Source organism: Pseudomonadota bacterium, from assembly GCA_027620075.1.
Lineage (GTDB): Bacteria > Pseudomonadota > Alphaproteobacteria > Rickettsiales > UBA6187 > 1-14-0-20-39-49.
In genome coordinates this window covers 392,318-405,076 of sequence record JAQCEY010000001.1, presented here as the reverse complement: position 1 = coordinate 405,076, position 12,759 = coordinate 392,318, and the positions used below count along the sequence as shown (strand labels likewise).

13 protein-coding genes are annotated in these 12,759 nt (G+C 38.7%); all 13 read left to right on the top strand.

Annotated features, from left to right (window positions below):
• Positions 1 to 64 precede the first annotated feature (64 nt).
• The 13 genes from O2942_02105 (at position 65) to O2942_02045 (ending at position 12,757) form a co-directional block, all read left to right on the top strand.
• Positions 65 to 349, top strand: a complete 285-nt coding sequence (locus O2942_02105) for a DUF2671 domain-containing protein (GenBank protein MDA0781040.1) — start codon at positions 65 to 67, stop codon at positions 347 to 349.
• A gap of 163 nt (positions 350 to 512) precedes the next feature.
• Complete coding sequence (locus O2942_02100; GenBank protein MDA0781039.1) at positions 513 to 1,784, top strand: D-amino acid dehydrogenase; 1,272 nt, start codon at positions 513 to 515, stop codon at positions 1,782 to 1,784.
• Between the two features lie 11 nt (positions 1,785 to 1,795).
• Positions 1,796 to 2,680 (top strand): alpha/beta hydrolase, encoded by an 885-nt coding sequence (locus O2942_02095; protein MDA0781038.1) that lies wholly within the window; start codon positions 1,796 to 1,798, stop codon positions 2,678 to 2,680.
• Between the two features lie 152 nt (positions 2,681 to 2,832).
• The gene (locus O2942_02090) at positions 2,833 to 3,606 is read left to right on the top strand and encodes an alpha/beta hydrolase-fold protein (protein ID MDA0781037.1); all 774 of its coding nucleotides are present in this window, start codon (positions 2,833 to 2,835) and stop codon (positions 3,604 to 3,606) included.
• Between the two features lie 356 nt (positions 3,607 to 3,962).
• A complete protein-coding gene (locus tag O2942_02085) occupies positions 3,963 to 4,265 on the top strand; it encodes an STAS domain-containing protein (GenBank protein MDA0781036.1) in 303 nt (100 codons plus the stop codon).
• 3 nt (positions 4,266 to 4,268) lie between these two features.
• The gene (locus O2942_02080; GenBank protein MDA0781035.1) at positions 4,269 to 4,637 is read left to right on the top strand and encodes a response regulator; all 369 of its coding nucleotides are present in this window, start codon (positions 4,269 to 4,271) and stop codon (positions 4,635 to 4,637) included.
• 22 nt (positions 4,638 to 4,659) lie between these two features.
• Positions 4,660 to 6,690, top strand: a complete 2,031-nt coding sequence (locus tag O2942_02075; GenBank protein ID MDA0781034.1) for a chemotaxis protein CheA — start codon at positions 4,660 to 4,662, stop codon at positions 6,688 to 6,690.
• A 15-nt stretch (positions 6,691 to 6,705) separates the two neighbouring features.
• Complete coding sequence (locus O2942_02070; protein ID MDA0781033.1) at positions 6,706 to 7,278, top strand: chemotaxis protein CheW; 573 nt, start codon at positions 6,706 to 6,708, stop codon at positions 7,276 to 7,278.
• An 18-nt stretch (positions 7,279 to 7,296) separates the two neighbouring features.
• Positions 7,297 to 8,127 (top strand): protein-glutamate O-methyltransferase, encoded by an 831-nt coding sequence (locus O2942_02065; protein ID MDA0781032.1) that lies wholly within the window; start codon positions 7,297 to 7,299, stop codon positions 8,125 to 8,127.
• Between the two features lie 2 nt (positions 8,128 to 8,129).
• Positions 8,130 to 8,756: a chemoreceptor glutamine deamidase CheD gene (locus tag O2942_02060; GenBank protein MDA0781031.1), complete on the top strand. Its 627-nt coding sequence runs from the start codon at positions 8,130 to 8,132 to the stop codon at positions 8,754 to 8,756.
• 11 nt (positions 8,757 to 8,767) lie between these two features.
• Positions 8,768 to 9,802 (top strand): chemotaxis response regulator protein-glutamate methylesterase, encoded by a 1,035-nt coding sequence (locus O2942_02055; protein ID MDA0781030.1) that lies wholly within the window; start codon positions 8,768 to 8,770, stop codon positions 9,800 to 9,802.
• Between the two features lie 13 nt (positions 9,803 to 9,815).
• Positions 9,816 to 12,437 (top strand): methyl-accepting chemotaxis protein, encoded by a 2,622-nt coding sequence (locus O2942_02050; GenBank protein MDA0781029.1) that lies wholly within the window; start codon positions 9,816 to 9,818, stop codon positions 12,435 to 12,437.
• 17 nt (positions 12,438 to 12,454) lie between these two features.
• Positions 12,455 to 12,757, top strand: coding sequence for an STAS domain-containing protein (locus O2942_02045; GenBank protein ID MDA0781028.1), 303 nt, complete (start codon positions 12,455 to 12,457; stop codon positions 12,755 to 12,757).
• The last annotated feature ends 2 nt before the right edge of the window (positions 12,758 to 12,759 follow it).

The following is a 12,759-nucleotide window of genomic DNA, read 5'->3' as shown; positions in this document are numbered from 1 at the left end:
TTAGGAGCGAAAGAAATTTTTACAAAGTGAAATTATAAATTACGTAAATTAGGAGAAAAAGATCGTGTCATCAGTTCTTAACTTAATTAAAAACTTACCTGAAATTGCGAGTGATAACAATAATCCTGCTACTGACATCAATTACATAAGGAAGTCGACTAATTTAGTTAACGATGCACTTAGTAAGGGTTCGGATATCATGCAGCTTGCTAACGGAGATATACTTATTACCGAAGTTAAAACCGTTACCTATAAATACGCTTGGAACAAAGAACAAAACAAGTTTGAAAGAGTTACTTCAGGTAGTAAAGTGCGTAGAAGAGCAAAGCTAAAAGAGGCTAATGATTAATAATATTCGGTTTTTGTCGTAGTTTCTTCCGGCGGCTTTTAATTTACTATAATCTGTCGATATTAACATGCACTCGGAAAAAGAGGGTTCACTATATTTATATTTATTGAGAATTAAATTTTTGGATATAATATGTGTATAGTAAACTTTCGGAAAAATAATTATGAAAATACTTGTAATGGGTGCAGGTGTTATCGGGGTCACTACTGCGTACCGACTTTCTAAAAGCGGGCATGATGTTACCGTTATAGATAAAAATCAAAAATCTGCGTCCGAGTGTAGTTTTGCAAATGGCGGTCAGCTTAGCTATTCACATGTTGAACCGTGGGCTAATGTTAATTCTTTTAAAAAGATACCCGAGTATCTTGTTAAAAAGGATTCTCCGCTAGTTATAAAGCCTATCGTAGATTTAAAAATGTGGAAGTGGTGTCTGCAATTTCTTTCTTGCTGCAATACTAATCAGGCACTAAAAAGCAGCGAAAATATGTTAAGGCTTGCTATGTATAGTAGGAAGTGTCTTGAAGAGATAGAATCGGATATTTCATTTGATTTTTGCAAGCAGGATAACGGTATTCTACACGTTTTTAAAAGTAGAAAAGCACTGGATTTTAATATTGAACAGGCAAAATTTCAGGAAGAACGAGGTTGTCCGTATGAACTGCTCGACAGTATGGATAAGGTGGTAGAAAAAGAGCCTGCTTTAGGCTACGGCGATATGGATATCATAGGCGGTATATTCTACCCTATGGACGGTAGTGGCGATGTAAATAAATTTACCGTATCACTTGCCGAGGAATTAGTAAAAAGAGGCAAGGTTAAATTTGAGTATGATACGCAAATTGAAGAAATTGTAATTGAAGGTAATCGTGTTAAAGGGGTAAAAACGGATAAAGGCGAGATAAGTGCCGATAAATATGTGGTGTGCCTCGGAGCAAAGACTCCGCTTATTCTAGGTAAGATAGGTATAAAAATTCCTATATACCCTATGAAAGGATATAGCATATCAATCCCGATAGGCGACCTGAAAGATTCGCATGTCCCGTCGGTAGGGGTTACCGACCAGTTCAATAAGATAGTATATTCACGTTTGGGCGATATATTGAGGGTGGCAGGAACAGCCGAGTTTGCCGGATATGATGACTCTGTTGAAAAGCCGCGTATAGAAACCTTAAAGCGTATGACGAAATATCTTTTTCCTAAAGTTAAGGGGCTGGAAAACGCTACCGAGTGGGCTTGCCTTAGACCCTCTACTCCCGACGGTTCTCCTATAATCGGTAAAACTAAAAAATATGATAATCTATATTTAAATACCGGTCATGGGACTTTGGGCTGGACAATGTCCTTTGCAAGCTCAAAAGCCATAGCGGATATAGTTGATTCTAAAATGCCTGAAATTGACCTTAGCGGTCTGGATACATGCCGTTTCGGTATATAGGGGGGGGGTAAGTGCCTGTAAAAGAAAGTTTTATTAATATTGAGGAAAAGCATGGCTTGCGTAAGCTTGCATATACCGATTGGGGCAATGAGGATAACAAACGTGTTTTGGTGTGTGTACATGGTCTTTCCCGCAATGGAAGGGACTTTGATTTTTTAGCGAAAAGCCTTGAGAAGGATTACAGGATAATATGCCCTGACGTGGCAGGCAGGGGAAATAGCGATTGGCTAGAGGATAAAAAAAGATATAATTATACGACCTATGTTTCTGATATTCTTATTTTACTTGAGAATCTTGGCTTGCAAAAAATCGACTGGGTGGGTACGTCTATGGGTGGTATAATAGGTATGATAATAGCATCGCAAAAGGCAAATCTTATCAACAAAATGGTGCTTAATGATATAGGTATGCATATATCGGGTAAGGCTCTGGATAGGATATTCGATTATGTAAGTATAAAACCTGAATTTAAAAGTTATGAAGATGCGGCAAGAAACCTAAAAGCCAGAATGCTGACTTTCGGACTTGAAACCGATGAGCAGTGGCGGCATATTTTCAAGTATAGCATAGAAGAAAATAACGGCATTTATACATTCAGGTATGATGCTGAAATAGTGCAGAAAATTCCAATTATTACCAGAATTTTGGGCAACATCAAAAGTCCCCGCAGGATAGGGAAATGTCCTGACGTGAATCTTGAAAAATTCTGGAATAAAATTAATTGTCCGGTTTTTGTATTAAGGGGCGAAGTGTCCGATATCTTGTCCGATGAAACCTATAATAAAATGCTTGCTTCAAAAAGTCAGACCCAAGGGGCGGTAATCAAAGGTGTAGGGCATGCCCCGATGCTTATGAATGATGAGCAGATATCATATATCGGTAAGTGGCTTGCCTAGTCTTGTTTGTATCACAAATATTTCAAATTAATCATTCGTTAATATTTATACTATATTCTTATAGTTATAATGCATATCTAGAGATATCTGCGTAATACGTCAGTTTTTTTGTATAATTCCGTAAGTTTCTAATCAAAATATGGAGATGTAAGATGAAGGTGCTAAATAAAATCCGGCTGATTATACTTATGTCTATTATTCCAAATATGGTTTATTCTGCCGACATTCAACAAAGAGATTATTTATCATATATACCAAGCGGATTACCTTCAGGCGGTAAGGTTCCTCTGGTCATGGTGTTGCATGGTGCTTATGGAAATGCCGAATTAACTATGAACGGTACTTTCTGGAATCAGGTGGCAAATGCTTATAAGTTCGTTGTTGTTTATCCTCAAGGTACGGAAGAGGCTAGCGGGAGCAATAAAAGAACATGGAATGCCGGAGAATGCTGCGGCAAGGCAGCGTACGATAAAGTTGATGACGTGGCATTTTTAATGCAGTTGATTGCCGATTTTACACAAAGTTATAATATTGACGATAATAAGGTATATATTCTGGGTCATTCCAACGGAGGTATGCTGGGATATAAGTTTGTTTGTGAAAAGCCCGGAATAGTCAAGTCGCTTGTTGTGGTTTCGGGTGCGTTGATGGGGGATTCGTGCCTTGATAATAGTAGCTTATCCGTTTACGCAATACATGGTGCAAGTGATGCGTTCATAAAGCCCGACGGCAATGACGGTACTAAGGGCATAAAGTATAATTCGGTGCAGGAGGCAGAGGTCATACTGGAGGATTCCGGTGCTTATTTTGAAACTCTTATCCTAGATGGTGTGGGGCATTATATGTATGAGGTGCAAAGAGAAGTTTACGATAGCTATTCAAAGGTGCTTGCTCATCTGGCATTTTTGTTCATGCTGGCAAATTAAATTTAAAAATCTTGTTAAAAACTACGAAGTGTTCATTGTAGACAGACTTTGTCATGCTGAACTTGTTTCAGCATATACTTTGTCATGTTAGAGATGCTGAAACAAGTTCAGCATGACAAAAATTACAGATAAGACCTCTGCATAATGCAAATAAAACTCGTCATTACCCGAAAATACGAAATAAAAATAATAAGTTTACTTCTAGGGCGCCTTAGATTGCTTTGAAAAACATACAAATTCTATATTTATTGAACACTCCCAAAAAATAGTAATCTTTTATGTTGATACTCAACTAATAATCACATAATATTATGGTATATTTATTTTAAGTTGTTTTGTGACATCAGGTAGAGCGTATGAGTGCAACAAAAAAAGATAGTAAAAATTCAAAATCATTATCACTTCCGTCGGTTCTTGATATCAGGTCGGCATCGTCATTTTATGATGAAATCAAGCCCTTATCCGAAGCCGGTACAAACTTGAAAGTGAATGCAAAAGAAGTGGAGAAAATCACCACTCCGGCAATTCAGATATTGTTAGCATCGGCTTTGGCAGTTTGTAAAAAAAAGGGTAGTTTTAAAATAGAAAATCCTTCATCAGAAATGACGAATGCTTTTTTAGTGTTGGGTTTAGAGTCGCAATTTAATAAATGGAAATAACAAATGCCAAAAATAGCTTTAACTGTAGATGATTCAAAAACAATAAGGGAAATGGTGTCATTTACCCTGAAAAAAGAGGGGTTTGATGTAATTGAGGCGGAAGACGGACAGCATGCTATAAGTGTTCTGGGTAATCAGGAGGTTAGCCTTATAATAACCGACCTGAACATGCCTAATATGGACGGTCTGGAATTGATAAGGAACCTTCGTTCTAATCCGACCTATAAATTTACTCCGATATTGATGCTTACCACAGAAGGTGATGCAAATAAGAAGCAGCAAGGCAAAGATGCCGGTGCGACAGGCTGGATAGTTAAGCCGTTCAATCCTGAAAAGCTTATTCAGGTAGTAAATAAAGTAGCTGCGGCGTAATTTTAATTTAAATGGTTTATCGATGGATGATTTGCAGCGATTTAAAGAAACATACATAACGGAATGTTTTGAGCTTCTTGAGGATATGGAGGAAAGGCTTCTAGGGCTTGACCAAGATAATCCTAACAATGAAGAGTTAAACGCAATATTCCGTTGTGCACACTCTATAAAGGGTGGTTCCGGTGCTTTTGGCTTTAATCGCATCACATCGTTCACTCATATCTTAGAAGAACTTCTTGATGCTATGAGGGAAGGAGATCTCGCTCCTACAAGAGAGGTGACCGATGCCCTTCTGTCTTCGGTAGATATTGTAAGACAGATGGTTGTTGCGGCACAATCCGGGGTTGAGGCGGAGGCGGGTATTGAAGATGAGGTTTCCGAACATCTAAGGAGTGTGCTTGGCAGTGAGTCTAATGTTTGTGAACAAAAGAGCGAGTCTGACAAGAGTGATGATGACGAGATTAGTATATTCAGTATAGAGTTTAAGCCCAAAGAGGATATGCTAATATCGGGAAATGAGCCGTTACTTATCATTAATGAGCTAAAGTCATTGGGTGACTTGCAGTGTGAGATAAACACGGATAATTTACCTGATATTAACAAGCTTAATCCGGAAAAGTGCTATGTGTCATGGAGTTTTAGCCTAGAGACCGAAAAAACAATTGATGATATCAGGGAAGTTTTTGAGTTTGTTGAAGATGAGTGTGAGCTTATAATCGAGAAGATAGCAGGTTTTGCCAAAGAAAGACCCAAAGCTATTGAAAATGGGTCTAAACAGGCTGAAGTACAAAAAGAATTACCTAAGCCGCAATTGGTGAAGGAAAATAATACTGATGATGCGGCAAAAGCCGCTCCGGTAGTTACTTCCATAAGGGTTGATATCGATAAGGTTGACCGCTTGGTTAATATGGTGGGGGAGCTTGTTATAACGCAGGCAATGATAGCGGCACAATCTGCCGATATATCGTTTGAAGAACACCCTAAGCTTGTGCAGGGGATAACTACTTTATCACAGCATACAAGGGAATTGCAAGAGGCGGTTATGGCCGTGCGTATGCAGCCTGTAAAATCTGTTTTTTCAAGAATGCCAAGAATAGTAAGAGACCTTTCAACGCAGCTGAAAAAAGACATAAGGCTTGAGATGATAGGAGAGGCAACCGAGCTTGATCGTACCGTTATAGAGCAGCTTTCCGACCCTCTTACTCATATGATTAGAAATTCAGTGGATCATGGTATTGATACTCCTGAAAACCGCATTGCCGCCGGTAAGCCTGCCCAAGGGGTTATAAAGCTTTCTGCCGAACATGCCGGAGGCAAAATATTACTGAAAATATCTGACGACGGACGTGGGGTTAACAGGGAAAGAGTCTTACAAAAAGCTAAAGATAAAGGGCTGGTGTCGAGCGAAGCAGAGCTTTCCGATCATGAAATAGACAATCTGATATTTATGCCCGGATTTTCCACGGCGGAGGTTGTGTCTAATATTTCAGGGCGTGGCGTTGGTATGGACGTGGTAAAGCGAAATATAGAGAGTTTGGGCGGTACTATAAATATAATAAATAAGCCGGGGGAGGGGTCTACGTTTTTGGTAAGTCTGCCGCTAACCCTTGCGATACTTGACGGAATGATAGTTAGGGTAGGCAGAGAAAAATATATTATACCTATCGGTAGTATCATTGAAACTATGCGTCCTAAAAATGATGAGGTCAGAAAAATAGCAGATGCTAACGACCTGATTAATGTTAGGGGTGATTTTATATCGATACTTTATCTGCATAAGGTTTTCCGTATTGCAGGTGCTGAAAAAAATCCGAGTAAAGCACTTGTGGTACTGGTTGAAAACGGCATGGACAAGTTCGGGCTTGTGGTCGATGAGTTAATCGGACAGCAGCAGGTTGTTATAAAAAGTCTGGAAGAAAATTCAGATGCCGTTCCGGGGATATCGGCGGCAACTATACTTGGTGACGGTAAGGTTGCACTAATATTGGATATATCAAAATTGCAGGAACTTACTTCTGTCGTTGAGGAAGTGGAACAGGAAAATGTAGCTTAAAACAGGCGGTAACATATGGTAAAAGAACAAATAGATGAAATTGAGGGAAGTCAAAGCGAGGGGAAAAGCCAAGAGCTTTCCCAAAATGATGTCCGTAATATTATACAGGAACATCAGGATATAGCCCAGTTTTTGACATTTAAAGTTGATAATGAACTATATGGCGTTGATCTGCTAAGTATAAGGGAAATAAAGGGCTGGACGGAAACTACCAGATTGCCGAATAGCCCCCCGTTTATGAAGGGAGTTATAAATCTGCGTGGTGCGGTTATTCCTATATTTGACCTGAAAGGAAGGTTTGATATGGGCGAGACTAAAGCAACGGAAAAACATGTAGTGATAATAATTGCCGTAGGTCAAAGGTTGATAGGCATATTGGTTGATGCGGTATCGGATATTATAGAGGTTGCACAAAATGATATTAAGCAGGCACCGCAGATGGAAATGAAGGTTGATGACAAGTTCGTAAAAGGTCTAATTTCACTTGATGATAAAATGGTTGTGGTTCTTGATATAAATAGCCTATTTGACAGTCAAGATATTAAAATTGATGGAAATCGTAAGTCGGATATGAAAGAGGAAGCGTAATAGTAGAGGGTTTTTGTTGTGGCGGTTAGTAGAGAATTTCAGTTCACAGACGATGATTTTAAATTTGTAGCTGCAAAGATTTACGAAAAATCTGGCATAAAGTTAGCCGATCATAAGCGTGATATGGTATATGGGAGGTTAGCAAGAAGGCTGAGGGAGCTGAATTTAAAATCATTTGAGCAATATTGCAAGTTTATAGATAGCCCTGAAGGTGAAGGGGAGGTGGGTAATTTTGTAAATGCCGTAACTACTAACCTTACAAGTTTTTTTCGTGAGCATCACCATTTTGACCATTTGAAAGAATCATTAAATCAAAGAAGTTTGCAGCCTAAGGCCGATAAGAGAATTAGGATATGGTCGGCAGCAAGCTCGTCAGGCCCTGAGCCGTATAGTATAGCAATGACCGTTTGTGAAGGGTTAAAGAATTATAAGGCGTGGGACATAAAGATACTGGCAACTGATATTGATACCAACATGCTAGAGACGGCTAAGAACGGCGTATATGATGATAGCCTGCTTCAAAAAATCCCCGTCGGATATAGAAGTAAGTATGTGGTTAAATCTAGCAGAAAAGATAATAAAGGCGTAATGGCTGAAAATTTGAAGGAGCTTATTACTTTTAAACAGCTAAACCTGATGCATCAATTGCCTATGAAGGGACCGATGGATTATGTTTTTTGTAGGAACGTAGTCATATATTTTGATAAGCCGACCCAAATAGAATTGTTTAAAAAAATATCATCTTTAATGCCGTCGGGAGCGATTTTGTATATAGGTCATTCGGAAAATCTATTTAAAGTTAGCGATGATTTTGAACTTATAGGCAGAACAATATACAGGAAAATATAATAGTGGATATTAATAAAAAAGTTGTCGGTTCTGTTTACGAGGATAAAGAAACTGAATCCGAGATTGCCGGAGAGGTAGTCAAAGTTTTTTCAGGCGACTGTTATGTAACTGACAAACGTAATCAGGTTATGGTAACGGTTTTAGGGTCTTGTATATCGGCTTGTATAAGGGATCCGTTTGTAAAAGTGGGAGGAATGAACCATTTTTTACTGCCAGACGGTACAAACGCAGCAGATGCTCCTCTTAGATACGGTGCTTATTCTATGGAAAAACTAATTAACGATATATTAAAGCTCGGTGGAAAAAAAGAACGGTTGGAGGTGAAAATATTCGGTGGAGGTAACGTAATAGAAAGCTCTGCAATGATAGGTGATAAGAACGTAAAATTTATAAAAGAATATCTGCTAAATGAAGGAATAAAAATAAACGGGCAGGATTTAGGCGGAAATTCTCCAAGAAGGATTCATTATTTTCCTGACACGGGTAGAGTCATGATGAAAAAGATACGTGGAGATAGGGAGGTTGCACAAGTCAAGCAAGAAGAGAAGCGGTATATTAAGAAAATCAAGGATACGGTTTCACATGAGAATGACCGTGATAAAAGTGGAAGTGGTGTTGAATTATTTTAGAGGTTTTTAGTATGCCTATCAAGGTTCTTATAGTTGACGATTCCAGACTTATAAGAAGCATTTTTGAGGAAATGTTATCTTCAGACCCTGAGATAAACGTCGTAGGGACGGCAGTAGATGCGTATGATGCAAGAGAAAAGATAAAAGCCTTGAATCCTGATGTGGTAACGCTAGATGTTGAAATGCCGAAAATGGACGGTATTGCTTTTTTAGAAAAAATAATGACCTTACGCCCTATGCCTGTAGTTATGGCATCTACTCTTACCCAGAAAGGAGCGGATACTACGATAAAAGCCCTTGAGATAGGGGCGGTTGATTATGTAGCAAAGCCTACCGATAATAATAGCAGGGATAACTTAATATTTTTGAAGGAAGAGTTAATTAATAAAGTTAAAATAGCTGCAAGAGCTAATGTAAGGACATTCCGTAAAAAGACGAATAATGTAAAAGTTCTTGAATTATCAGCAAATAAAGAGTTATCTAAAAAAATTATAGCAATAGGCTCCTCTACCGGAGGAGTTGAGGCTTTAAGAGAGGTTTTGGTAAAATTGCCTTCTAACATGCCACCTATTGTTGTGGTGCAGCATATGCCTGAAAAATTTACTAAGCAGTTTGCTTTAAGATTAAACGGCTTATGTAAATTGAATGTGCAGGAAGCTGTAGACGGACAAAAGGTGTCTTCGGGAAATGTTTACATTGCTCATGGAGGGTGTCATTTTAGAATTAAGAAAAAAGGTACTGATATCTTGTGTGACTTGGGAGGTCATGATAAAGTTTCGGGACATTGTCCGTCAGTGGACGTATTGTTTGATTCTGTTGTTTCCGCCATCGGTAACAAAACATTAGGCGTTATATTGACAGGTATGGGAAAAGACGGTGCAAACGGAATGTTAAAAATAAAAAATGCAGGAGGCTATACTATAGGACAAGATGAGGGTAGTTGTGTTGTATATGGAATGCCCAAAGAGGCAAGGCAAATCGGAGCTGTTAATACAGAAGTTTCGATTACAAAAATGGCTGAAGAAATAATAAAGCAATGTATGTGAGCGGAGATTTATCATGAGGCAGCTAAACAATAAAATAGAAAAAGATAATGATCCTATAGAAGAAGGGAGGATTCGTCTAAAAGACCTGCTTAATGCCGGTATAAAAAATTCTGATATTCCCGATATAGGTAATAATGCGACTAATGAAATCGGTTCTGAACAAAAAGAGAATGTAGGGGAGTCAAGCTATCGAGCCGACTCTAAAGCCGTACAAAATAGTTCTGCCCAAAATATGATGGATTCACTTATACAGGCAAAAAAAGTTGAGGCTAATGTTGAAAGCCCCGTATATAATAAGGTCAATTCATCAGAAGGAGAGCATAAAGTTTTACTTTCGTCATTGATTAAGATGCCGCATCAACAGCCGGAAGAAATTAAAAATATATCAGAACCGCAAGTTCTAGAAACAATGCAATCTCAAGAGCCTGAAACGGTTTTGCAAAATAATAGTGAGCCTGTCACAGAACCCGAAATGCAGACCCGACAGGTTGTACAAGAAAATGAAGCTCGGTTAGTTCAGGAAAATGCGGTTGAACAGACTGCATCTGAATCGTTGCATGCTGATAAGGAAGAAGATGTAACTTATACCGCTAACGCAATTCCGGTTCAAGAGAGTGTTAATCAGTTTTATAAACCTGTCGAGCCTGTGGTTGAACCTCAGCCTGCCTCAATGCAGCAGGAAATTTTAGTTGAAGAGCAAAAAGAAGAATCGGTTGCAGGTAATGCATTTGTAGAAACTCCAGTAGTTGCCTCTGCTGAAAGTGTTGTTGATAATAATATTATAGAAGAACAAGCGATTTCTGTTCAAGAAACGGTCTCTGTTCCTGAATACGTAGTTGAAAGCTTAAATGTTGCCGAGCCTGTGATTGAACCGCAGCCTACCTTGATGCAGCAAGAAATTCCGGTTGAAGAGAAACAAGAGGAGCAGCTTGCAAGTAATGAAGTTGTAGAAACTCCCGCAGTTGCCTCTGCTGAAAGTGTTGTTGATAATAATATTACCGAAGCACAAGCGATTCCTGCCCAAGAGGCATTTACTGCTCAGGAAAGCGTAAGTGTGGAAATTAATCCCCCCCAACCCGAAGTCGCTCGGGAGCGACAGGAAGCAGATACCATACCGAGCAATCAGCCGGTTGATGTGCAAGGCAGTGTTGATATCCCTCAACCTCAAAATAATGATTCACTACAACAAAACCCTCAACCGATTGAAGAGCCTGTAGCTAATATCAGTCGGAATATTGAAAGCAATAGAATAGAAGATCTTATAAAATCTGAAGATGATGAGCCTGAAGTCTATATCGGTAACGATAATGTTGCAAACAATGTAGATAGTGAAACAGGCGATTGTCAGAATGTAGAGCCGGAGCCTGAACCTGAACCCAAGCCGGAAAGCAAGTTAAGCAGGATATTTAAAATAGCAGGGTCTATAGGTGTATCGAAAGAAAATGGATCTATAACTGTTAAAAAAGTGGAAAAACAGATGAGTGTTGAAGAGTCTAAAGTTGATCCGGTTCCTGCTAATGATGTGCAACAAAAGAATAAGGTTGTCAATATTGAGGATTTTTCAAGTAATATGGGATATAAAAGACCTCAGGACGTATTGAAGGATTGGTTAAAGGAGGCTCGGTTACAAACGGGTATTATAGATATAGTTAACCAAGAGCTTAGAAAAACGGCAGTTTCAATTGAGCAGGGTACTCAAGGTTTAAATGTGAAGTTTAAAAGCCTTGCCGAATCTTCAATGGAACAGGGTGATAGAATAGAGGAAGTGGCTACAATGCTTAACTCGCTTGATGTGGGGGGGGAGCGATACTCTCTTGTTGATTCTATTGGTCTTATTAATAACGCAATTGATGATGCTACGGACAAGATTTTGTATGTATCAAAAAAAGCGATGTCTATGGTTTATGCCTTGGAGGCAGCCCAAAATAATTTATCTGCTATCGAATCTTTCATAGGAAGGGTGCAAAAAATTACCAAGCAAACTAACCTGCTGTCTTTAAACGCCACTATTGAGGCAAAAAGAGCCGGTGATGCCGGAAAAGGGTTTGAAGTTGTTGCCGATGAGGTTCGGTCTTTATCGAAAGAGATATCGGGCTTATCAGAAGAGATGAATTCCAAGATAGGGGAGGTGGTTCAAAGCGTAAATGACAGTTTTGGAACCTTAAATGAAGTTGCAACGGTTGATATGTCGGATAATATACTTGTAAAAGAAAAAGTCGACCTGATAATGAAGAGTATCTTGAGTCAAAGCGATAATCTGGAAAAGATACTGTTGAGTAATGTGGAGTTTACCAAGCAGACATCTAGTAACATATCGGGTATGACCATGGACATGCAGTTTTCAGACAGGGCATCACAATATATAAATAATATAACTTCTGTGTTGGAGTGTGTCAAAAACGATAATGCTGATAGCCAAAAAGAAGGAGAGAGAAGTTTGTGCATCAGTATGACCAATTCAGACATAGATAAAAACAGAGCCGCTGAGATAGTATCAGGGATGACTCTTAGCCAATTAAAGAATGATTTTATAGAATTCTTAATTAAAGAAAAATATATTTGTTCAGCGGACGAGATTGGTCAGAAGGCCGCAAATAGTTCATCAGAAAGCGATGATGATATTGAGTTATTTTAATTATAAGAGAGATATTTATGGAGTACGTAAAAACCATCAATGGGGCTACATGTGATATAAAGATGCAGGGCAAATTTACATTCGCAGACCATGGTAATTTTAAAGATGTTATAGGTGTTTTTAATGATAGTGGATTGAAGCAAATAGAAATAAATTTAGATCAGGTCGAATTTGTTGATTCGGCGGCTTTAGGGTTGTTTTTGCTTGTGCGTGATGAAGCTAAAAAAACAAACAAGACAATAGTGCTTAAATCACCTCAGGGGCAAGTAAAGAAGATGTTCGAAATATCAAGATTTTACGAATTATTTGATGTTAAGTAATC

Excerpts from the sequence above, each read along its gene's own strand:
- O2942_02100 (MDA0781039.1), top strand. The coding sequence starts at position 513 with ATGAAAATACTTGTAATGGGTGCAGGTGTTATCGGGGTCACTACTGCG.
- O2942_02090 (MDA0781037.1), top strand. The coding sequence starts at position 2,833 with ATGAAGGTGCTAAATAAAATCCGGCTGATTATACTTATGTCTATTATT.
- O2942_02085 (MDA0781036.1), top strand. The coding sequence starts at position 3,963 with ATGAGTGCAACAAAAAAAGATAGTAAAAATTCAAAATCATTATCACTT.
- O2942_02080 (MDA0781035.1), top strand. The coding sequence starts at position 4,269 with ATGCCAAAAATAGCTTTAACTGTAGATGATTCAAAAACAATAAGGGAA.
- O2942_02075 (MDA0781034.1), top strand. The coding sequence starts at position 4,660 with ATGGATGATTTGCAGCGATTTAAAGAAACATACATAACGGAATGTTTT.
- O2942_02070 (MDA0781033.1), top strand. The coding sequence starts at position 6,706 with ATGGTAAAAGAACAAATAGATGAAATTGAGGGAAGTCAAAGCGAGGGG.
- O2942_02055 (MDA0781030.1), top strand. The coding sequence starts at position 8,768 with ATGCCTATCAAGGTTCTTATAGTTGACGATTCCAGACTTATAAGAAGC.
- O2942_02050 (MDA0781029.1), top strand. The coding sequence starts at position 9,816 with ATGAGGCAGCTAAACAATAAAATAGAAAAAGATAATGATCCTATAGAA.
- O2942_02045 (MDA0781028.1), top strand. The coding sequence starts at position 12,455 with ATGGAGTACGTAAAAACCATCAATGGGGCTACATGTGATATAAAGATG.